We start from the raw sequence: 22469 nt of genomic DNA, 5'->3' as shown, positions 1-22469 counted from the left end.
TTCAGAGCGTTCTGAGCGCGGGATAGGCAGCGCGGAAGCGCGCCAGCTTCGGCGCCAGCCGGGCGGCCAGCGCGGGATCGGGCAGCAGCGTCTCGCGCACCGGCGGCCGCATGCAGACCGCGGCCGCGTCCTCGCCCGTCACCGCCATGCGCGCGAGCCGGGCCGCACCGAGCGCCGGGCCGACTTCTCCGCCCGCGAGATAATCGAGCGGCAAACCCAGCGCGGCGGCAATGATTTCGCCCCACAGGCGAGAGCGCGCACCGCCGCCGATCACGGCGAGGCGCTTGGGCCCGGCGCCCGCGCCTTCCAGCGCGGCAAGCCCGTCCGCAAAGGCAAAGGCCACGCCCTCCAGCACTGCCCGCGCCAGCCGCGCCGGCGTGGTCAGGTGGCCAAGCCCGAGCCAGGCGGCGCGGATTGCGGGATCGTTGTGCGGCGTGCGCTCACCGCCAAGGTAGGGAAGGAACAGTTCCTCGCCGGCCTCGGCGCCAGCGCTCGCGGCCAGCTCGAACAGCGTGCCCGGCCCGTCCAGACCGAGCTGGCCCGCCGCCCAATCCGCGCATGAAGCTGCCGAAAGGTGCACCGCCATCTGGTGCCACAGGCCCGGCAGGCAATGGCAGAAGGCATGGACCGCGCCCGCCGGATTGGGCCGGAAACTGTCGGTGGCGACGAAAAGCACGCCCGAGGTGCCGAGCGAAAGCAGCGCGTCTCCCTCCCCGATAACGCCCACCCCGATCGCCCCGGCGGCATTGTCCCCCGCCCCTGCCGCGACGGGAACCCGCGCCATGCCCCAGCGCTGGGCCACATCGGCGCGCAGAACTCCGGTCGCCTCCGAGCCTTCGAAAAGCGCTGGCATGTGCGCCTCACTCAGTCCCGTTGCCGCTAGCATGGCCTCGGACCAGTGCCGCCCGCCCGTATCAAGCCACAAAGTGCCCGCCGCGTCCGACATGTCGGTGGCCTTGTCGCCGGTGAGGCACAGGCGCAGGTAATCCTTGGGCAGCAGCACCGTTGCTGTGCGTGCAAAAACATCGGGCTCGTGCCCGGCGACCCAGAGCAGCTTGGGCGCGGTGAAGCCGGGCATGGCCAGGTTGCCGGTGATGGCGCGGGCACGCGGCTCGCGCCGTTCGAGTTCAGCGCATTCGGCTTCGCTGCGGCCATCGTTCCACAGGATCGCAGGGCGCAAGGGGCGATCCGCCGCATCGAGCAGCACAGCTCCGTGCATCTGCCCGGCAAGGCCGACCCCGCGCACCCGTGCACGGATATCAGCCGGGATGGCTCCCACGGCAAGGTCAGCCCCGCGCAACCAATCCGCCGGGTCTTGCTCCGACCAGCCGGGCCGCGGCCTCGACACCGCGAGCGGCGCAGCGCCCTGCGCCGCAACCGTACCGTCCGGCGCAATCACCACCGCTTTCACGCCCGAGGTGCCAAGATCGATCCCGAGGAACACCGCTTCGATTCTCCCGCGCGGCACGTCAACGCGTGCTTGAAACCGGCGATCTAACAAATTAGAACCTAAATTACAAATAGACGGGGAGATGCTGTTTTGAGTCGGCTGCGGATGGCCATGATCGGTGGTGGGCCGGGCGCTTTCATTGGCCCCGTGCACCGCATTGCGGCAGAACTAGACCGGGAAATCGAACTGGTGGCGGGCGTATTCTCGTCCGATCCGGCGCGCAGCCGGGCGGCGGGCGAAACCTACGGCATCGATCCCGCACGCGCCTATGGCGATCTTGCCGCGCTGCTCTCGAGCGAGCGCGAACGAGACGACGGCGCGGATTTCGTCGTGATTGTCACGCCGAACCACGATCACCTGCCCTCCGCAAAAGCGGCGCTCGCTGCGGGCTTTCCCGTGATCAGCGACAAGCCGATGACCGCGACGCTCGAAGAAGCCCGGGCACTCGCCGATGCGGTCTCCGCCTCCGGCCTCCCCTACGCCCTCACCTACACCTATTCCGGCTACCCGCTGGTACGCGAGGCCCGCGCGCGGATCGCCGCCGGGGCGCTTGGCGCTGTGCGAAAAGTTGTTGTCGAATATCCGCAAGGTTGGCTCGCGGGGCCAGCGGAAGGCAAACAGGCCGAATGGCGCGTCGATCCGGCCCGCGCCGGGGCGGGCGGCTGCATCGGCGATATCGGCGTCCACGCCTTCCACCTCGCCGAATTCGTCACGGGCCTGAAGGTTAGCGAACTGCTTGCCGATCTCGGCGCGGTGGTTCCGGGCCGCCTGCTCGACGATGATTGCAGCGTCCTGCTCCGCTTCGAAAACGGGGCGCGCGGCGTATTGCTGGCCAGCCAGATCGAAGTTGGCGAACTCAATGGCCTGCGCATCCGCATCTATGGCGAGAACGGCGGCCTCGTGTGGAAGCAGGAGGAACCCAACACGCTCACACTCCACGGCCTCGACGGCCGCAGCGAAGTGATCCGCGCTGGCACCGGCCTCCTCGGCCCCGATGCCGCGCGCCGCACCCGCACCCCCGGCGGCCATCCCGAAGGCTATCTCGAAGCCTTCGCCAACCTCTACCGCGATTTCGCGGAAGTGCTGCGCGGCGGTGAAGCCCCGCTGCTTCCCGGCGCCGGCGATGGCCTGCGCTCCATGGCATTCATCGACACCGCCGTCCGCGCCAGCGCCGCCCGCGCCGGCTGGACGCCCCTGACGCTCTGACCAGACGAGAAGCCCCATGAAGACACTCAAAGGTCCCGGCATTTTCCTCGCGCAGTTTGCGGGCGATACCGCCCCGTTCAACAGCCTCGAAAGCATCGCCGCATGGGCCTCCGGGCTCGGCTACAAGGGCATCCAGATCCCCTCGTGGGATGCGCGCCTGTTCGATCTGACCAAGGCGGCGGAAAGCCAGAACTACTGTGACGAGGTCAAGGGCATGCTGGCCGAAAAAGGGCTGGAGATCACCGAGCTTTCGACCCACCTTCAGGGCCAGCTCGTCGCCGTGCATCCGGCCTTCGATGCGCAGTTCGACGGGTTTGCTCCGCCCGAACTCCATGGCAAACCGGCCGCGCGGCAGGAATGGGCGGTCTGCCAAGTCAAGAACGCCGCCATCGCCAGCCGCCGCCTTGGCCTTGCCGCCCACGCGACCTTCTCCGGCGCGCTCGCCTGGCCCTATTTCTACCCTTGGCCGGCGCGTCCGGCAGGGCTTGTCGAGGATGCCTTCGCCGAACTCGCCCGGCGCTGGAAACCGATCCTGGACGTGTTCGAGGACAACGGCGTCGATGCCGCCTACGAAATCCACCCCGGCGAGGACCTGCATGACGGCGTCACCTTCGAGCGCTTCCTCGAGGCCGTCGGCAATCATCCCCGTGCCAACATTCTCTATGATCCCAGCCACTTCGTGCTGCAACAGCTCGATTATCTCGCATTCATCGATATCTACCACGAGCGCATCAAGTGCTTCCACGTCAAGGATGCCGAGTTCCGACCCAATGGCCGCAGCGGCGTTTATGGCGGCTACCAGTCGTGGGTAGATCGCCCTGGCCGCTTCCGCTCGCTGGGCGATGGGCAAGTCGATTTCGGCGGCATCTTCAGCAAGATGGCGGCCAATGATTTCGCCGGTTGGGCCGTGCTCGAATGGGAATGCGCGCTGAAGCACCCCGAAGTCGGCGCGGCCGAGGGCGCGCCCTTTATCGCGAAGCACATCATCAAGATTACCGAACACGCATTTGACGATTTTGCCGCCGGCGGTGCAGACCGCGCGCTCAACCGCCGGATCATGGGCATCGCCGAATGAGCGGCTGGAGCAGACGCAGCTTCCTGGGCGCTGCCGCGCTGGTGGCGGTTCAGGCTGCAGTGCCCGGCGGCGCGGCCGTCCTCGCCAAGCTGGACCCCAAGGACGCCCCCTCCCCCCGCCGCCGCAAGCTGATGCGCACGGTGGCCGATCACGTAATCCCGGCGACCGATACCCCCGGCGCGGGCGCAGTCGGCGCGGGCGATTTCGTGCTCGTCGCGCTCGCCCATGGCCTCGAAGGCACGCGCCGCCCGCCCGCCGCCGATCCCTCCTTCGCGCCCTACCTGCGCGCCGATGGCAGTCTCGATCATGCCGCATGGCTCGAGGCCAGGCTCGGCCCCAAGTGGCTCACCCTGCCTTCCGCGCGCCGCCATGAAGCGCTGGCCGCGCTCGATGCCACCGCCTTCAAGAACGATCCCGCCGCAGCCCCGTGGCGCGCAATCAAGGGCCTGATCCTCACCGGCTACTACACCAGCGAGATCGGCGGATCGAAGGAACTGAACTACGAACTGGTCCCCGGCCGGTTCGATCCCAAGGTGCCGGTCACGCCAGAAACCCGCGCCTATTCCAGCGACTGGACAGCGGTGGACTTCGGCTGATGGACGAGACCATGAACTTCGATGCCATCGTCGTCGGCTCGGGCATTACCGGCGGCTGGGCGGCCAAGGAATTGACCGAGGCCGGCCTCAAGGTTCTCCTCCTCGAACGCGGCCGCAAGATCGAGCATCAGGTCGATTACGACACCGAAGTGAAGGCCCCTTGGGACATGCCCTTCCGGGGCGACGGCGATGCCGAGATCTATGCCCGCGAATATGCGGTGCAGAGCCTCAATCGCCACTTCACCGAGTTCACGCAGGGCCACTTCGTGAACGACGCCGAGAACCCCTACCAGACCGGCGCGGATACCGCTTTCACATGGTTCCGCAGCTACCAGCTCGGCGGCCGCTCGCTCACCTGGGGCCGGCAATGCTACCGCTGGTCCGACTATGATTTCGGCGCCAACAAGCGTGATGGGCACGGCACTGACTGGCCCATCCGCTACGCCGATCTCGCGCCGTGGTACGACAAGGTCGAGGACTTCATCGGCGTGGCCGGGGCGGCGGAAGGCCTGCCCCAGCTGCCCGACGGCAGGTTCCTGCCCCCCTTCGCGCTCAATGTGGTCGAGCAGGCCGCGCGCGAGCGGATCATGGCGAACTGGCCCGAACGCCGCCTCACCATCGGCCGCACTGCCAACCTGACGGCGGAAAAGGACGGTCGGGGCCTGTGCCAAAGCCGCTCGATCTGCGCGCGTGGTTGCTCCTACGGCGCCTATTTCTCCACCCAATCGAGCACGCTTCCGGCGGCGCAAGCCACCGGCAACCTCACCTTGATCACCGACGCTGCGGTCGAACACGTCGACTACGATCCCAAGACCCGCCGCGTCACCGGCGTGCGCTGGATCGACAGCAAGACCAAGGTCCGCTCATCGGCGACCGCGCGCATGGTCTTCCTCAATGCGGGTGCATTCAATTCGGTCCACCTCCTGCTGAACTCCGCAAGCGAGGCCATGCCCGGCGGCCTTGCCAACAGCAGCGGCGTCCTCGGCACGCACATCATGGACCACGCCAACACGCTTTCCGCCGCCGCGATCATGCCCGGCTTCGAGCAGTGGACCAGCTTCGGCAACCGCCCGACCGGCGTCGTCATCCCGCGCTACCGCAACATGGAAACGATGGACGGCACCGGCCACGCCCGCGGCTTCTCGTTCCAGGGCGGCGCGCTGCAATCGACCTGGACTGCCGGCAAGCGCGAGGCCGGCATCGGCGCGGATTACAAGGCGAAGCTGCGCAGGCCCGGACCATGGCGCATGGTCCTTGTCGCCTTCGCCGATTGCGTGCCACGCGCCAGCAACCGCCTCACGCTCGACCGTACCAAGGTCGATGCCAACGGGATCCCGCAGCTCCACATCGATTTCGCCTTCGGCGCGGAGGAAAACGCCGCGCTCGCGCAGGCCAAGGCCGATGCGACCGAAATGCTGACCAAAGCGGGCGGCCACGTGATGTTCGGCTTCGATCACCCTGGCCCCGGCGGAACCGCGATCCACGAAATGGGCGGCGCGCGCATGGGGCTCGATCCCGCTACCTCCGTGCTCAACAAGTGGAGCCAGGCCCACGACGTCGCCAATCTCTTCGTGACCGACGGCGCGCAAATGGCCTCGTCCGCCTGCCAGAACCCCTCGCTCACCTACATGGCGCTGACCGCGCGGGCCGCGAACCATGCGGCGGCGCTGCTCAAATCGGGGGCGATCTGATGCTGCGAGGGTGACACAGGGTTACACCGTGTCACCCTCAAATTCGCGCCTTTTTTGCCCTGATTTCAAAAGTCTAACGGATCGGCGGTGACAGTGACACCGCTTCCGCCAATCACCTGCAAACGGACAATGTCAATGAGCGGCGCAGCCAGCATGACAAATTCCGGCCGTGTAGGAAAGCGCGCCGCAGCAGCGGCGAAACCTCGGAAGGAGCGCGACACAATGACCGCCTATGTCCGCAATCTCTGGTACATGGCTGCCTGGGTCGATGAGATCGCAGGCGAGGCGCTGTTCTCGCGCACCCTTCTCGGCAAGCCGTGGCTGATCTGGCGCAAGGCCGATGGCAGCTATGCGATGATCGCCGACCGCTGCCCGCACCGCTTCGTACCGCTTTCGATGGGCAAGCGCGTGGGCGACACCGTCCAGTGCCGCTACCACGGGCTCGGCTTCGATGGCACGGGCGCCTGTGTCCACTCGCCCTTCCCCAGCGATCCCCCGGCGCACGTGGCCGCCGCCTCCATGCCGATCGTGGCGAAGCATCGCGGCCTGTGGTTCTGGCCGGGCGATCCGGCGCTCGCCGATCCCGCGAAGATCCCCGATTTCAGCTTCCTCGATGAAGATCGCGGCATGCACCGCGGTGTCTTGCGGATCGCGGGCAATTACGAGCTCATCACCGACAACCTGATGGACCTCACCCACGCCGAGTTCCTCCATGTCGAAACTTTCGGCGTCAACGGTTCGATCTTCCACGGAGCGCAGACCGTGCGCCAGGACGGTGATGGCGCCATCTGGAACAACTGGGACATGACGGATGCCGAGCCGCCGGAATGGTCCAAGCCGATGCTCCAGCCCGGCGCGAAGATCGACCAGTGGCTCCACATGCGCTGGCATGCCCCCGCCGCGATGGCACTCACCGTCGGCCTCGCCAAGGCCGGCACGCAGCGCGCCGCGCTGATCGTCCCGCCGATGGTGAACCCGCACATCATCACGCCCGAGACCGGGACTTCGTCGCACTACTTCTACGATCACGAAGACAACCCGCAGGCCGCCGAAATGGCCCGGAAGGTCTTCGTCGAAGAAGATGAACCGATGATCGAGGCCGCCCAGCGCGCGCTTGGCGATCAGGACTTCTGGGACGCCCGCCCCGCGATCCTCAAAACCGACGCCGGCGCCATCCGCGCGCGCCGGGCGTTGATGCTATTGCGCAAGGCGGAGGAGGCGCCTTTAGCCTAGACCGCCGCTTTCCGTGCAGAACCTGACAGCACCACGAGCAGCAGCATAGCCCCGATCGCACTGACGATCCCCGCCACCAGAAACGCACCCTGCATCGTCCCCAGCGCGCCGCGCAGCAGCCCCACGAGCAGCGGCGAGGAGAACTGGCCGAAGAAGAACGTCGCGGTCCAGATGCCCATGCCGCGCCCCCGGTGCTGGAAGGGCAGTTGGCTCTGCGCCCATGCGATCAGCGTGGGGATCGCCATGCCAGCGCCCGTCTGCTGCAGCGCCATGCCGAGGATCATGCCCTGCCAGCCGCGCGTCAGCCCCATCACGGCAAGGCCCGCGCCCAGAAATCCGAGGAAGATCGCGATCAGTACCGGCGAGGCGACGCCCCGGCTGCCGAGCAACCAGAACAGGCTTGCGCCCGCCAGAATGAACAGCGTCGGCAGCGCGGTGATCTGGCCGATGCTCTGCGGATCGGAGATGCCCAGCTCCTGCCAGACGGTCGCCCCATTGACGATGAACACATAGTAGATCGCCGAGGAAAACAGCGTGAGCCCCGCGATCCCCAGCATTGCGCTCCACGGGAAGTTGCCATCATCCTTTTCGTCGATCCCCAGCATGGCCCGCGCCGTGGCATCGCTTGCCGGCTCGAACATCCAGCGCAGCATGGCGAGCCAGATCGGCAAGGCGAGCAGATAAAGCAGGAAGATCCCGTTCCAGCGCCACGCGGTCATCGTGCCGGCAAAGAAGATCATCAGCGACGAGAGGGCGGGGCCCACCAGACCCTGCAGCGCCAGCCACTTGCGGCGGCCTTCCTCGGGCCAATAGTCGGCAATGAGCGTGTTGACCGTGGTCAGGATCACCGCCTCGCACAGGCCGAGCAGCAGGCGCGAGGCATAGATGGCGTCGAGATTGTCGAGAAAGAATGGCGCGGTGCCGACAATTCCGTAGAAGAAGGTGGAAATCAGCAGCAGCGAGCGCCGCCCGAAACGGTCAACCATCAGGCCGGCAAACATCGCGACGAGCGCAATCGTCAGCCCAGGCGCGGTGACCATCGAGGGGACCTTCAAGCCCGCCGCCGGATCGCTCGGTGCAAAGTGGCCGATGATCGCCGGGATTGCCGGAAACATCGAGACAATCGCCAGAATCGGCAGGAATCCGGCGATGATCACCGTCAGCCCCTGGGCGAGGCCGGCCTTGCGGTCAGCCATCGATATGCTTGCCAAGATTTTCTCCCCAAACGGTTTTTTCGTCGCGGCCACGCGGCTTCGGCCTTGCATGCCGACGCCCGGTGCTTGACCATAGGAGACATCCGGTCATAATAGAAGCATGATTTTAGTTTGATCAGGCACTTGTGGGCTTCACCTCCGGGCCGCCAAGATGGATAGACGGGGAGATCGGGGGCAACGTGACGGCGGGATTGGCACCGGGCAGCAGGCTGCCGCACGAACTCGATGACCGGCAGCGCGCGCTCGCCTTCTTCACCGTGCTTACCGCCGTGGTGCTCGAGGTTGCGGATTCGACCATCGTCAACACCGCTCTCCCCGCGATCCGCACCGGGCTCGATGCCTCGCCCGCCGCCATGCAATGGATCGTCGCGGGCTATCTGCTCACTTTGGGTTCGCTGCTGCTGCTGGGCGGGCGGCTGGGCGATGCCTTCGGCCATCGCCGCATGTTCCTTGGCGGCGTTGCCGGCTTCGTGCTCGCCTCGATGCTCTGCGGCCTTGCGCCGACGCCGCTGGTCCTCGTCGTCGCCCGCGTGCTGCAAGGTGCGGCCGGAGCAATGATGGGTCCGCAGACCATGGCCATCGTCCAACTGCTCTACACCCCGCTCGAACGCGTGAAGCGCCTGGCTTTCTTCGGCATGATCATCGGACTTGCCGCGATTGTCGGCCCGATCATCGGCGGCATGCTCATCGCGCTCGATCTATTTGGGCTGGGTTGGCGGCTGATCTTCCTGATCAACCTGCCGGTCGGCCTCTTCGCCCTTGCCATGGGCCGCATTACCCTCCCCAGAACGGGCGAGGAGCACCGCGGCCTTGCGATCGACCTTGGCGGCGCTGCGCTGTTTGCCGCCGGCTTCGGCTTGATCCTCCTTGCGCTGATTCAGGCACACGACGATCTTGACCCCACAACCGCCGCCGCGATCCTTGTCGGCGGGATCGGCGCCGTGAGCCTCGGCTGGCGGCGCTCGGTCGCCCGGCGCGCGGACGGGCTGCCGGCGATGATCGAGCCCTCGCTCTTCGCGCTGCCGACGTTCCGCTGGGGCGTCATTGCCGCGATGGCCTTCAACAGCGGTTCGGTGGGCTTCCTGATGATCTTTGCCGTCGCGCTCCAGCAGGGCCTTGCGCTTACTCCCCTGAAGACGGCGCTGATCCACATTCCCTTCGGCCTCGGTGTCATGATCGCGGTGGGTCTCATCGTCCCGCGCCTGCTCCCCCGGCTCGGGCGCTTGCTGCCGATGGCGGGCGGCGTGCTGATGGGCACGGGCATCGTCAGCACCCTTTCGCTTATACATGCTGCGGTCGATGGCGGTCCGGCGCTGGTCGTTACGCTGGCGCTTGCGGGGATCGGCTTCGGCACGCTGTCCGGACCGCTTGGACCCATCGTTGTCTCCGAAGTCCCGCGCACCCATGCCGGAACCGCCAGCGCCACGATGCGTACCGCGCAGCAACTTGGTGGCGCGCTTGGCATCGCGCTGGTGGGTTCGGCCTATTTTTCGGTGCCTGGCCACGACGCTGCTGCGCGCCTCGCCGGTCTTCTGCCCGGAGCGATCATGGTGGCCGTGCTGCTCACCGTGGCCGTGCTCGCCGTATCGCGCCTTCCGGCAACGCTGTTTGCCGCAGAGCGAGGCCCAAGGACGGATTGACGTTCCAGGTGATCATCGGCATTGTTAATTGCAATCAGATTAAATCTATCTGTAAAACAGATAGATAACTATCGCGGGAGATTATATGGACTTCAAACCAGTGCGCCGCGTGGTCACGGGCCACGATGCTGCAGGGCGCGCCATCATTCAGGATGACAGCGCCACGCCCCGCGTCCAGCGCGTCGGCGGCGAGATCGGGCCGCTGTTCCATGAAGTCTGGAACACGCAGGCCACCCCCGTGCCCATCGACGCCGCTTCGGGCGAACCCCATGAGGCAGGCGTAGTCCTCGCCCCGCCGAAGAACGGCACCCGCATCCGCGTGCTCGATATTCCGCCAGAGGGCGATGGCATCCGCACCATGACGCCCGAAGAAGCCGCCGCGCACTTCGCCGAAATCGGCGCGGGCCACGCCTCCAACGCCGCCAAGGAAGGTGCGCGCCACGCGCTGATGCACCGCACCGAAACGATCGACTACGGCATCGTCATCGAAGGCGAACTCGTGCTGATCATGGATGAGGGCGAAACCACCGTTTATCCCGGCGATATCGTGATCCAGCGCGGCACCAACCACGGCTGGGCCAACCGTTCGGACAAGAACTGCCGGATCGTCTTCGTTCTGATCGACGGTGAATTCGCGCCCGAGTTGAAGGCATGAGACTCGCCACCCTGCGCGATGGCTCGCCCGACGGCGCGCTGGCGCTTGTCTCGGCGGACGGCACCCGCGTGCTGCGTGTCGGCGGCAATCTTCTCTCCGCCATGGAGGACTGGCCGGCCACTGAGGCTCAGCTCAAAGCCGCCGAAGCCCGCCTCGCCGCCGGTGAAGGCGAACCGGTGGATCCTGGCACCTTCGCCGCCCCGCTCCCGCGCACGTGGCAGTGGCTTGATGGCTCGGCCTTCACCACCCATGGCGATCTCATGGCGATCGCCTTCAAGCACGATCCCCACGAAGGGGACCGCCCGCTGATGTACCAGGGCCTGTCCGACCGTTTCTACGGGCCCACCGATCCCGTCCCCTTCCCCGCGATGGAGAACGGCATCGATTTCGAGGGCGAATTCGGCGTGATCGTCGATGCCGTTCCCATGGGCACCAGCGCGGCCGATGCACTCAACCACATCCGCCTCATCGTGCAGATCAACGACTGGTCGCTGCGCGCTATCGCACCGATCGAGATGAAGACCGGTTTCGGCTGGGTACAGGCCAAGCCCGCCTGTTCCATGGCCCCCTTCGCCGTTACGCCCGACGAGCTCGGCGAGGCGTGGCGGGACGGCCGTGTGTGCCTCGATCTCCACATCGACTGGAACGGCAAGCACGTCGGCCATGCGAACGGCGCGGCGATGGCGTTCGGCTTCCACGAACTCGTCGCCCACGCCGCGCTGACCCGCGATCTGGTCGCGGGCACGGTGATCGGCTCGGGCACCGTCTCCAATGCCAACTACGCCGAAGTGGGCTCAAGCTGCATCTCGGAGATCCGCGCCATCGAGATCATTGCGCACGGCAGCGCCCAGACTGCCTTCATGGCCTTTGGCGACACCATCCGCATGACGGGCCGCGATGCGGCGGGCGGTGCGCCCTTCGGTACGATCGCGCAGCAGGTTGTGCGCGCGGGCTGAGCAGCTACGCTTTGCAATTGGCGGCAGCCTCGGTGTAGGACCGGAAGGAACGTTCCCACCAAGCGGCGAGGCTGCCTGATACCCATGCGCAAGGCGAAGCGGTCCACGATTGTCGATGTCGCGCGGCTGGCGCAAGTCTCGGCCAAGACCGTGAGCCGCGTCGTCAACAACGAGCCGCATGTGACCGACGCGGTCAAGACCCGCGTGCACGAGGCGATGCGCGAACTGCGCTATCATCCCAATGTCGCGGCGCAGGGCCTCGTGCGTAGCCGCTCCTACCTCATCGGCCTCGTCTACGAAAAGCCGAGCCCGAGCTACGTCGTCGAACTCCAGAAAGGCGCGCTGGAGCGGCTTCACGGCGAACGCTTCCGCCTCGTTGTGCTCCCGGTCGAATCCGTCACCGAGCGCGAGGAGGAGATCATCGCCCTGCTCCGTTCGGCTGCGCTCGATGCCGTGCTGCTCGCCCCGCCCGCATCGGACAACGCGGCCCTGATGCGCGAGCTGCGCGAAGGCGGCATGCCGTTCGCGCGAATCTCGCCCACGCGTCTGCTCGGCCAGGGCCCGTCGGTCGCAATGGACGATGTCGCCGCCGCGCAGGAAGCCGCCGAACATCTCATCGCGCTTGGCCACAAGCGTATCGGCGTGATCAAGGGCGATCCCAGCCATGCCGCCTCCGACGCGCGGCTCGTGGGCTATATGCAGGCGCTCGCCAAGGCGAACATTCCCCTGCGCACCGAGATGATCGAATCCGGGCTGTTCACCTTCGACTCCGGCCTTGCCGCCGCGCGGCGCCTCCTTGCGCTCGATCCGCCGCCCACCGCGATCCTCGCGCAGAACGACGACATGGCCGCAGCAACAGTGGCCGCAGCACGCGAATGCGGATTGCACGTGCCCGAGGACCTCTCGGTCGTCGGCTTCGACGATTCCGACATTTCCCGCGTCGTCTGGCCCCCGCTCACCACGATCCGCCAGCCGGTCGAGGACATGGCCTACCGCGCGATGGACATGCTGCTCCAAGTCCTCAAAGGCGAACCTGCGGGCGGCGACATCCACCTCGCCCACGAACTCCTCATCCGCCGCAGCACCGCGCCGCCAAAGGCAGGCTAGAGCGACCGCAATCATCCCCATTCGTCACCCCCGCGAAGGCGGGGGGGCTAGAGCCACACACACGGCGCAGGCCTCTCTGGATTCCCGCCTTCGCGGGAATGACGAGAAGTTTGCGGGTTTGCGCAGCACCAAGCCGCCGCGGGTTTGCTCAGCCCCCCTCGCCGGCCAGCGCGAGATCATCGAACGAGAGCAGTGCGGCCCCCACCGCCGAAGCGTCCTCCGCCAGCGCTGCGGGCATGACCGGGGCAATCGCCGGGGCATCGCGGCCGCCGCTGCGCAGCAGGAGATTGGCGCGCTGGGTCAGCCGCTCGAGTAGCGGCATCGGCAGCCGACCGCCCACCAGCACCACGCCCGGGTTGATCAGCAGGTTCACCGCCACCAGCGGCTGCACCAGCGCGCGAGCGCATTCCTCGATCCAGTCGTCAAGAATACGTTGCAGGGCACTGTCGCCAACGAGCGCCTCGCCGTGCGCAAGCGGCGGGCGGCCCGCCAGTGCCAGACGGCGGTTAAGCCCGGCAATCGAGACAATCGACTGGAGCGGCACCATGCCGCCGGAATCGCACATCACCGGCATGAAACCGATCTCGCCGCTGCGCCCGTCAGCGCCGCGATTGTACTGCCCGCCCACCACCAGCCCGCCGCCGAGGCCGTAGCTGACGAGCACGTAGAAAAAGCTCGGCTCCTTCTGCCCCCGCCCGAACTGCATCTCGCCGATCGCGGCGGCGGCGGCATCGTTCTCGATGAAGATCGGCTTGCCCAGCGGATCGGCAAACAGCGCCTCGAGATTGGTGGCGGACCACTGCGCATAATCGCCCGGCATGCCCGGCAGGTCGATCACGCCAAGGCCATCAGGCAGCGCGAGCCCGATCCCGGTGATCGCCTCCGCGCCCACACCCGCCATCGCCAGCAGCCGGTCGAGATTGCGGCGGTAGAAGCTGCGCACTTGCTCGGGCAGCGCGAATGCGATTTCCTGATCGAGCCTTGCCTTCACCGTCCCTGCGAAATCGGCGAGCACCATGGTGATGTGGTCGCGGTCGACATTGAGGCCGATGGCATGCGCCCCTTCGGCATTGATCACCAGCCGTGTCGCCGGCTGCCCGCGCCCGCCGCGCTGCATGCCCGCCGTGCGCAGCAATCCCCGGTCGATCAGCCGCCGCGTGATATTGGTGACGGTGGGATGGGCAAGGCCCGTCTGCCGCGCAAGATCGGCCTTGGTCAGCGTGCCATGCGCACGGATCGCGCGCAGCACGATGCGCGTGTTGTGGGCACCCGCATCCTCGATCGTTGCGCCGCGATAGCTGCTGTACGTCAGCCCCAGATTCACGCCGCCCCCGCTTCCAACCGGCCCAGGGCCAGCGCCAGTGCGCCGAGCGGCCCGGCCTGGTCGCCCAGCAGCGGTGGGCCCACGGTGAAGGGCACTTGTGCATAGCCGGCAAGGCCATCGCGCACCGCCGCATCGACGCGCGCCACCAGCCCGGGCCGCGTTGCCAGCACTCCGCCCCCCAGCGCAACGCGTTCAGGTGCTGCGGTCAGCACAATGGTATGGACGAGCCGTGCAAGAACATGGACGAATTGATTCCATATCGGATGCATTTCGTCCAGCGCTTCTCCTGCCAGCCCCGTTCGGGCCGCAAGCGCGGGTCCGGAGATCAATCCCTCCACGCAAGCCCCGTGAAACGGGCAGTTTCCGGGCCCTTCGTCACCCGCCGCGCGGTCCACAAAAATGTGCCCCATTTCACTGTGTGCGCGCCCGGCCAAAGTGCGCCCACCCACGACCAGCCCCACGCCGACCCCGGTGCCGACAGTCACATAGGCATGGTTCGCCATGCCCGCGGCCCCGCCCCAGCGCCCTTCGGCCAGCGCCGCGCCGTTGACATCGCTGTCGAGCCCCACCGGCAGCCCATAACGGGCCTCGAGGTGTGCCGCGAGCGCGAAGCCCTGCCAGCCGGGCTTGGGCGTGGCGAGGAACGTGCCGAAATCCGGTGCGCTGCGGTCGGTGCGGATCGGGCCGAAAGCGGCGACGCCGATCGCCTCGACCCGGTGCGCCATGACCCATTCGTCAAGGATCGCGGTCAGCTCGCCCACTGTTGCAGCGGCATCGCGCGTCGGCACCCGGCGCTGCTCCACCACCTCGCGCCCCTCGGCCAACGTGGCGACGCACTTGGTGCCGCCCAGTTCCAGCCCGGCAATCACCGGGCGCCCCAGGTCTGCGAAAACGAAGGCCGCCCTTTCAGTGCGGGATCGAGCAGCCGCGCCAGAACGTCATTGTGGATCGGCGCCGCCGCGCGATAACGGCCCATCACTTCGCTGATCTGCCCGATCACGCTGCGAACCTCGTCAAAAGGCGCCGCATCGGCCAGCGGATCGAGCGCTTCGGGCACAATCCCCATGCCCGCCGCCACGAAGAACCAACTGACATCGGCGAACAACTCCCGCCGCCGCGAGACGATCCGGCCCGTGCGGCGAAACAGCTCGAGCTTGGCAGCCAGCGATTCCGGCAAGGGGTTTGCCCTGATCTCATCCCAGAACGGTTCGCCATGCCGCCGGTTGTGCACATAATGGAGCAGCAGGAAATCCCGGATATGCGCGTATTCGTCCGCAGCCTCGCGGTTGTAGGCGGCGGCCAGTACGGGATCGCAGGTGCGGTCCGGGAAGTAGTCGAGCAGCCGGTTGAGCGCGGTGTGAATGAGGTGGATCGAGGTCGATTCCAGCGGCTCCAGAAACCCGCTCGAAAGCCCCACCGCGAGGCAGTTCTTCACCCACATCGCCTTGCGGTGCCCGGCGGTGAAACGCAGGAACCGGGGTTCCGCCAACGCCTCGCCCGCTACCGCCCCCCGCAAAGTCTCGGCAGCACGCTCGTCGCTGATATGGCGGCTGGAATAGACGTAGCCGTTGCCCACCCGCGATTGCAGCGGAATGCGCCAGCGCCAGCCCGCCTCGTGCGCGGCGGAGATCGTATAGGGCGCTGCCGGGCCGATGGTCGCGGTGGGCATGGCAACCGCGCGGTCGCAGGGCAGCCACTTCGTCCAGTCCTCGTACCCTGCGTGGAGCGCCTCCTCGATGAGGAGCCCGCGAAAGCCCGAGCAGTCGATAAAGAAATCCGCCGCAATCCGCCGCCCATCCTGCAGCATAACCGCAGCAATGGAGCCATCCTCGGCAAGTTCGGTGCCCGAAATGCGCGCGTCGATATGCGCGGTGCCCTTGGCCTCGGCATGGCGGCGCAGATACTTCGCGACCAGCCCCGCATCGAAATGCAGCGCATAATTGAGTGCACCGCCCGGGAAACTGCCGTCCGGCGGCGGGAAGGCGAACTTGCCGTCTTCGGCCAGCGCTATCGCCGGGCAGAGATCGGCGAACGTCTCGCTGTGACCCGCCGCCTTGTTCTTCCACCAGTAGTGATGAAACGGGCGCTGGTTGATGGTGACGCCGATGTTGCCGAAGGGATGCCAGTAGCGGTGCCCCGGCTCCAGCCAGTCGTCAAAGCGGATCGCCAGCTTGAAGGTCGCCTGACAATGGCGAATGAAATCAATCTCGTCGATCCCGCAATTGGCGAGAAACTCGAACACCGGCGGGATCGTTGCCTCACCCACGCCGACGGTTGGCACGTCGCTCGATTCAATCAGTGTGATGCGGCAGCCGGAAGGCGCAACCACCGCCGCAAGCAGCGCCGCTGCCGACCACCCGGCCGTGCCGCCGCCGACAATGCAGATAGAGCGCAGGGGTTCAGGTTTATGCATGCAGCTGGCCCGTTGCTGGCGTTGTTGCGGCCCGATAGCACGGCCGCGCCCGCTTGGCGGACAAGAAAGGGGGGAGAACCTTGCGGCCTCCCCCCCAAAGCGGCTCCGAGGGAGTGGAGCAAGCCGTCAGAAGTTGAACTTCACGCCCGCGAAGATACGGCGCGAACCCGATTCATACCGGAAGGGCAGTTCGGGGAACTGCAGGTAGGTCTTCGTGTTTTCCTTGTTGAGGTTGATGCCCTCGACAAACACGTTGAACTGCGGCGTCACCTGATACGAGATCTGCCCGTCGAGCTGGCCATAGGGCTTCTGATAGATGCCAAGCGTGCGCGTCACGCCGCCATCGCCGAAGCCGAAGTTGCCGAGGTAGGACTTCGAGCGCCAGGAGTACGAGGCACGCGCCGCGAACCCGCTCTTCTCGAAGTAGACCTGCCCGTTGAACGAGTGCTTCGAAACGCCCGGCAGCGGCAGACCCGTCTCGAAGTCGTTGCTGAACTCGGTGCTGGTGTCGGAGAAGGTGTAGTTCGCCGTGAAGCCGAGGCCGAACGGGAAGGCATATTGCGCCGCCAGTTCGAAGCCCTTGACCCGGCCGCCCGAACCGTTGACCGGCTGCGAGACCGGACCGACACGCCCACCCGCCTGGTCGTTGACGAAGACCGGCACGGTCTGCGTTACGACGAAGCTGTCCACTTCCTTCCAGAACACGCCCGCCGAGAGCAGGCCCTGGCGACCGAAGTAGTATTCGACACCGATGTCGAACTGGTAGGCGCGGAACGGATCGAGGCCGGCGTTGCCGCGGCTGCCGCTGGTGAAGAGGAACTTGTCGGTGGCGGCGTCGCGGGTGAAGTCGGTGGCGAAACCGCGGCCCAGATCGAACAGCGGCTGACGCGAGGTGACGCGCGCGGCCGAGGCACGCACCTTGATGTCCTGCGAGGCATCCACGACCACGTTCACGCTCGGCAGGAAGTCGGTGTACGAGCGCTGCACGCTCGTCGTGTCGAAGTCCTTGACCACGCCGTTCCAGCTGTCCGTGCCCCAGAAGGTCGGGTTCGCGGTGCCCTGGTTCTGGTCGACCTTCAGCTTGGTGTCGACAATGCGCAGGCCGACGTTGACGTGGAAGCCGTCATCCTTGCCGCCGATATCGGCCATGATGTAGCCGGTCTTGGTCTCTTCCTTGACGTTGAAGGTCTGCAGCGGATCCTGGAAGAAGCTGAACGGGGTCGAAGGATAGAGGTTCTGGATCCACTTCAGCGCATTCACCATCTGCGCGCGGTTCTGGATCAGCAGCTTGCCGCCCGGAACATTGGGGTTGACCAGCGTTTCCACCCGGCCCGCATTGCTGGTGAACGTGTCATAGGGCGTGATCAGCGCGGGCGAATTGCCGAAGCGGCTGCAACCGGCAAAGGCGGCGGGCTTGTTCGCTTCGGGCAGGTCGCAGATCTTGTAGCCGATCGCGCCGTCCTGGAAGTAGCCATAGGGCGTGTAGTTGTAGTTGAAGGTGGGGTCACGCTCGGCGAGCGGGATCTTGGTCGCGTCGATCTCGCCCTTGCCGGAATAGTCGGCCAGATAGCGGCCCGAGGTGAAGTCCACCGTGCGCTGGCCATAGCGGAAGCCTGCGCTCAGCGTGATCTTGCCCTTTTCCGCAGGATCGACATCCCAGGCAAAATCGGTGCGGATCGAGTGGCCCTTGATCTTCGAGCGGTCCCCGAAGGCCCAGTGCGACTTGAAGAAGCCGTAGGCCGGGTTGCTGAACAGGTCCTGCGGGCTGTTCTGCGCAATGCCGAAGCTTGGCAGCTCGCCATTGCTGTAGGTGAAATCGAAGGTTGCCGGCGCGGCGCTGTTGAGCGCGGTGCCGCCCACCAATGGCCCGCCCGCCGTGCCCTGACGCACGGTGTACTTGGTGAAGCGAACGTCGTTGTTGGCCACGTCGCGGAAGAGCTTGCCGTTCGAGTAGGTCGCCTCGACCGTCGCGCGGAAATTGCTGCCGTTGTCGTACTTGGTGTTGAACTGCACGTTGTCCGATTTGATCGTGCTAACGTCCACCACCGAGATCGCCTCGGCCGACTGTGCACGCACCGTGCCCTTCACCAGCACGCCGTTGCTGTCGATCTCATAGCCCGGCAGCAGGCCGAGCGATTCGCCCTGGCCGAACGGGAATTTCACCGAGCCCTCGCGCGTGTCCACCTTGAGATCGGAGTGGAAATAGTTGAGGTCCATGCTCAGCGTATCGGTCGGGCGGAAGGCGAGGCCTGCCGAAACGCCCCAGCGCGTGCGGTACTGGTCGCGGTCGGTGAGGTAGCGGTATTCGGGCGCGTAGTAGTTGGTCGGCACCGTCGCGGTATCGCGGCGCCCTGCGCCGAAGGCCCAGTTGCCGCGGTTTTCGCCGCCCAGAATGTCGTAGTGGCCGTTGGTCTTGCTGTAGCTGCCCGAGAGGATGATCCCGATCTTGTCGTTGAAGTTGTAGCTCGCCACCAGCGCGCCGGTCGGCTTCCAACCGTCGATGCCCTTGGCCTTGTTGAGCCGCGCGTTGCCCGCCACGGTCAGGCCGTTCTTGAGATCAAGCGGATTGCGCGTCTTGAGGTTGACGATACCGCCAAGGCCGCCCTCGAGCAGCGAGGCGTTGGGCGACTTGAACACCTCGACACCGCCGATCAATTCCGAGGGCACGCTTTCGAGGCTGTCGGTGCGGGTGAAGTTGCCTTCGCCCACTTTGAACACCTCCTGGCCCGTGACGAAGAGCTCGCCGTTCAGCACGGTCACGTTCTGCTCGAGGCCGCGGATGCGCACTTTGGTGCCCTGGCCGTTTTCGCGGTCGATCTGGATGCCGGGCAGGCGCTGCAGCGATTCGGTGATGTTCTGATCGGGGAACTTGCCGATGTCCTCGGCGCTCACCGATTCGATGATGAGGTTCGAGTTGCGCTTGGCATCGAGCGCGGCGGCGAGTGACTGGCGGAAACCGGTGACGACGATCGCCGGTGCGCCGCTATCGTCGGCGGCGGCATTGGCTGACCCCGCGGTCTGCTGCGGTGCCGTTTGCGCGGCGGCATGGCCGGCGACGAACAGCGCCAGCGTCGATGCGGCGCCGAGCAGGACGGTCCTCGCCCGTGCATTACCCTGAGACATGAACTCTCCCCTCCGTGTTGGGCGGCAGCCCCCGGTTCGGAGGTATGCTGCCGCTTTCTGGTACTCCGGCCCCCGCTTCAGGGTCATGCCGGATGCGTGTGGCATGGTTGAAATACGATCATCACCGCCGTATTGTCAACGTTGTCATTGAAATTATCTCATCATAGTTCATTATTAAATCAGCTCGGGTCGCCTGCGAGCCCGCGAAGCGGAGAGGAAAGCCTAGGAATGAAGCGGATTTCGCCCATTGCTGCGATTGCATGGACCATGGCCCTCGCGGCCGGGCTTGTGCCCGCGGGCCTGCTTGCGACTCCAGCCGCTAGCCCCGAATCGGCTGCCCTACCCGCCTCCGCCGCTGTTCATCCGGGCAATTGGGCGCGAATCGCCTGGCCCAAGGTCAACACCGCCGTGGATGAAGCCCGGATTTCCACGCTTCTTGGCCAGATGGACGCCGCCTGCAAAGTCGGTCAGGTGATCCAGGGCGATATCGCCAGCCTCACGCCGGAGGATGTCGCGCGCTATAATCTCGGCTCGGTGCTCAATGGCGGCAACTCGGGTCCGGGCGGCAACGACCTCGCGCCCGCGCCTGAATGGTTGAAGCTTGCCGATGCCTTCCACGCCGCCTCGATTCGTGGCCGCCCCGGCTGCCCGGCGATCCCGGTGATCTGGGGCACCGATGCAGTCCACGGCCATTCCAACATCATCGGCGCCACTCTGTTCCCCCACAATGTCGGCCTCGGCGCCGCGCGCGATCCCGATCTCATCGAAAGGATCGGCGCCGCCACCGCCGCCGAGATCCGCGTCACCGGGCAGGAATGGACGTTCGCCCCCACCGTCACCGTCCCGCAGGATTACCGCTGGGGCCGCGCCTATGAAGGCTACTCGTCCGATCCCGGGCTTGTTGCCAGCTACGTCGGCCGCATGGTCCGCGGCCTGCAGGGTCCGCCGACCACCGCGCGCGTGCTCGCCGGCCCCCACGTGATCGCCAGCACCAAGCACTTCCTCGCCGATGGCGCGACCGAAGGCGGCCACGATCAGGGCGACGCGAAGATCGACGAGACCACGCTGCGCCTCGTCCACGGGGCGCCCTATCTCCCCGCGATCGAGAACGGCGTCGCCACGGTCATGACCAGCTTCTCCAGCTGGAACGGCGTCAAGATCGCCGGCAACAAGGGCCTCGTCACCGATGTGCTCAAGGACCGCCTCGGCTTCGGCGGCTTCGTCGTCACCGACTGGAACGCCCACGGCCAGATCCCCGGCTGCACCAACGCAAGCTGCCCGCAAGCGCTGCTCGCCGGGGTCGACATGTACATGGCGCCCGACAGCTGGAAGCCGCTTTACCAGAGCCTGCTGGCGCAAGTCCGGGACGGAACCGTCCCCATGGCCCGGCTCGACGATGCCGTGAGCCGCATCCTGCGCGTCAAACTCCGCCTCGGCCTGTTCGAAATGGGCGCGCCTTCCAGCCGTCCACTGGCGGGCCAATGGAACCTCCTCGGCAGCCCCGAACACCGCGCCGTGGCGCGCGAGGCGGTGCGCAAGTCGCTGGTCCTGCTGAAAAACACCGGCCCTCTCCCGTTGCGAAAGGGCACGCGCCTGCTTGTCGCGGGCGACGGGGCAGACGATGTCGCGCGCCAGTCCGGCGGATGGACGATCAGCTGGCAGGGCACCGGCCTCTCGAACAAGCTCTTCCCCGGCGCCACAACGCTTTGGCAGGGCCTGAAGGCGGCAGCCGAGGCGGGCGGCGGGAGCGCGGAACTCGCACCCGATGGCCACTTCACGCAGAAACCCGATGCCGCTGTGGTCGTCTTCGGCGAACAGCCCTACGCCGAATTCCAGGGTGATCTCCACTCGCTCCAATTGCGTGCCGATCTCACCGGCCCGCTCGCCACGATGAAGGCATTGACTGCACAAGGCATTCCCGTAGTCGCGGTAATGGTCACCGGCCGCCCGCTCTTCGTGAACCGCGAACTCAATGCGGCCGATGCCTTCGTCGTCGCCTGGCTCCCCGGCTCCGAAGGCGGCGGTCTTGCCGATGTGCTCTTTGCCAAGGACGGCGCGGACTTTACCGGCCGCCTGCCCATGGCCTGGCCAAGGAGTGCGCGCACCGATGATGATGCCCTGTTCGCCTTCGGCTACGGCCTTTCCATGGCCGATGGCGTCGCGCCTTGGACAACGCTCTTGGAGGACCCCGGCGTGCCTGCCGAAGCAATCCCCGGTGTCTTCCTCCAGCGCGGACAGGCCGCCGCCGGCTGGCAGCTCGTCCTGACCGACCCCGGCGCCGCGCCCCACGTGGTCGGCCCCGTGCCCGCCGCTACGCCCGGCGGACGCATCGCGATCACCGCGATCGACAAAGACGTGCAGGAAGGCGCGCGCCGGACCATAATCAGCGCCGGTCCCCAATCCGCCGCGATCGCGCTCGAAACCGATACGCCTCAGGACCTTTCGCGCGAGACCAACGGCGATGTCATGCTGCTGATCACCTTGCGCCTCGATACCAGGCCCGGTGCACCCGTCATGCTCTCCGCGCGCTGCGGCGCTCAGGCCTGCGCCGCGCCGGTCGCATTGCCCGAGCTCGCGGCGTTGCCGCCGGGCTCATGGCAGACGCTCGCGGTGCCGCTCAAGTGCCTGCTTCCCGCCGGCGCCAACCGCAGCGCCGTTACCAGCCCGCTTGTGCTCGCGACCAGAGGGCCACTGTCGCTCGGCCTTGCCAGCGTGACGCTCGGCACGCATGGCGATGTGGTGGCAAGGTGCATGGCAGTGCCGAAATAATGCATTTATTATGCATT

General features: G+C 66.5%; 16 protein-coding genes. 10 read left to right on the top strand and 6 right to left on the bottom strand.

What is annotated here, in order from left to right; genetic code table 11:
* Window position 1 precedes the first annotated feature (1 nt).
* Complete coding sequence (gene xylB / locus WCL10_RS13825; RefSeq protein WP_336896267.1) at window positions 2-1444, bottom strand: xylulokinase; 1443 nt, start codon at window positions 1442-1444, stop codon at window positions 2-4.
* A gap of 111 nt (window positions 1445-1555) precedes the next feature.
* On the opposite strand from xylB, the gene WCL10_RS13820 reads away from it, so the two are divergent.
* The 5 genes from WCL10_RS13820 to WCL10_RS13800 all read left to right on the top strand — a co-directional run bounded on the left by WCL10_RS13820 (window position 1556) and on the right by WCL10_RS13800 (window position 7251).
* Window positions 1556-2656, top strand: a complete 1101-nt coding sequence (locus WCL10_RS13820; RefSeq protein ID WP_336896242.1) for a Gfo/Idh/MocA family oxidoreductase — start codon at window positions 1556-1558, stop codon at window positions 2654-2656.
* Window positions 2657-2672: 16 nt separating this feature from the next.
* Window positions 2673-3731 carry a sugar phosphate isomerase/epimerase gene (locus WCL10_RS13815; RefSeq protein ID WP_336896241.1) on the top strand — a complete coding sequence of 353 codons (1059 nt, stop codon included), beginning with the start codon at window positions 2673-2675 and terminating at the stop codon, window positions 3729-3731.
* A complete protein-coding gene (locus WCL10_RS13810; protein WP_336896240.1) occupies window positions 3728-4327 on the top strand; it encodes a gluconate 2-dehydrogenase subunit 3 family protein in 600 nt (199 codons plus the stop codon). The genes WCL10_RS13815 and WCL10_RS13810 overlap by 4 nt, the downstream gene beginning before the upstream one ends.
* Window positions 4328-4338: 11 nt before the next feature.
* The gene (locus WCL10_RS13805; protein WP_336896266.1) at window positions 4339-6018 is read left to right on the top strand and encodes a GMC family oxidoreductase; all 1680 of its coding nucleotides are present in this window, start codon (window positions 4339-4341) and stop codon (window positions 6016-6018) included.
* Window positions 6019-6240: 222 nt separating this feature from the next.
* Window positions 6241-7251, top strand: coding sequence for an aromatic ring-hydroxylating dioxygenase subunit alpha (locus WCL10_RS13800; protein ID WP_336896239.1), 1011 nt, complete (start codon window positions 6241-6243; stop codon window positions 7249-7251).
* Here the strand turns inward: WCL10_RS13800 and WCL10_RS13795 are convergent.
* Window positions 7248-8447 carry an MFS transporter gene (locus tag WCL10_RS13795; RefSeq protein WP_336896238.1) on the bottom strand — a complete coding sequence of 400 codons (1200 nt, stop codon included), beginning with the start codon at window positions 8445-8447 and terminating at the stop codon, window positions 7248-7250. The genes WCL10_RS13800 and WCL10_RS13795 overlap by 4 nt on opposite strands.
* Window positions 8448-8644: 197 nt before the next feature.
* Between WCL10_RS13795 and WCL10_RS13790 the strand changes: the two genes are divergently transcribed.
* From WCL10_RS13790 to WCL10_RS13775, 4 genes are all read left to right on the top strand, one after another.
* Window positions 8645-10105, top strand: a complete 1461-nt coding sequence (locus WCL10_RS13790) for an MFS transporter (RefSeq protein WP_336896237.1) — start codon at window positions 8645-8647, stop codon at window positions 10103-10105.
* An 85-nt stretch (window positions 10106-10190) separates the two neighbouring features.
* On the top strand, window positions 10191-10760 hold the full coding sequence (locus WCL10_RS13785; RefSeq protein WP_336896236.1) for a cupin domain-containing protein: 570 nt from the start codon (window positions 10191-10193) through the stop codon (window positions 10758-10760).
* A complete protein-coding gene (locus WCL10_RS13780) occupies window positions 10757-11716 on the top strand; it encodes a fumarylacetoacetate hydrolase family protein (RefSeq protein ID WP_336896235.1) in 960 nt (319 codons plus the stop codon). The genes WCL10_RS13785 and WCL10_RS13780 overlap by 4 nt, the downstream gene beginning before the upstream one ends.
* 84 nt (window positions 11717-11800) lie before the next feature.
* Complete coding sequence (locus WCL10_RS13775) at window positions 11801-12823, top strand: LacI family DNA-binding transcriptional regulator (protein ID WP_336896234.1); 1023 nt, start codon at window positions 11801-11803, stop codon at window positions 12821-12823.
* A 148-nt stretch (window positions 12824-12971) separates the two neighbouring features.
* On the opposite strand, the gene WCL10_RS13770 is transcribed toward WCL10_RS13775, so the two are convergent.
* From WCL10_RS13770 to WCL10_RS13755, 4 genes are all read right to left on the bottom strand, one after another.
* A complete protein-coding gene (locus tag WCL10_RS13770) occupies window positions 12972-14147 on the bottom strand; it encodes an ROK family transcriptional regulator (RefSeq protein WP_336896233.1) in 1176 nt (391 codons plus the stop codon).
* Window positions 14144-15016, bottom strand: a complete 873-nt coding sequence (locus WCL10_RS13765) for an ROK family protein (protein ID WP_336896232.1) — start codon at window positions 15014-15016, stop codon at window positions 14144-14146. Before WCL10_RS13765 ends, WCL10_RS13770 begins: the two co-directional genes overlap by 4 nt.
* On the bottom strand, window positions 15013-16560 hold the full coding sequence (locus WCL10_RS13760; RefSeq protein WP_336896231.1) for a tryptophan halogenase family protein: 1548 nt from the start codon (window positions 16558-16560) through the stop codon (window positions 15013-15015). Before WCL10_RS13760 ends, WCL10_RS13765 begins: the two co-directional genes overlap by 4 nt.
* Window positions 16561-16686: 126 nt before the next feature.
* Entirely contained in the window at window positions 16687-19683 is a 2997-nt protein-coding gene (locus tag WCL10_RS13755; RefSeq protein ID WP_336896230.1) for a TonB-dependent receptor, read from the bottom strand.
* Between the two features lie 228 nt (window positions 19684-19911).
* On the opposite strand from WCL10_RS13755, the gene WCL10_RS13750 reads away from it, so the two are divergent.
* The gene (locus tag WCL10_RS13750; RefSeq protein ID WP_336896229.1) at window positions 19912-22452 is read left to right on the top strand and encodes a glycoside hydrolase family 3 N-terminal domain-containing protein; all 2541 of its coding nucleotides are present in this window, start codon (window positions 19912-19914) and stop codon (window positions 22450-22452) included.
* Window positions 22453-22469 lie beyond the last annotated feature (17 nt).

It is taken from the genome of Novosphingobium sp. (genome assembly GCF_037133355.1).
Classification (GTDB): domain Bacteria; phylum Pseudomonadota; class Alphaproteobacteria; order Sphingomonadales; family Sphingomonadaceae; genus Novosphingobium.
Note: the sequence above shows the minus strand (reverse complement) of the source record. Positions and strands in the feature narration are given on the sequence as shown.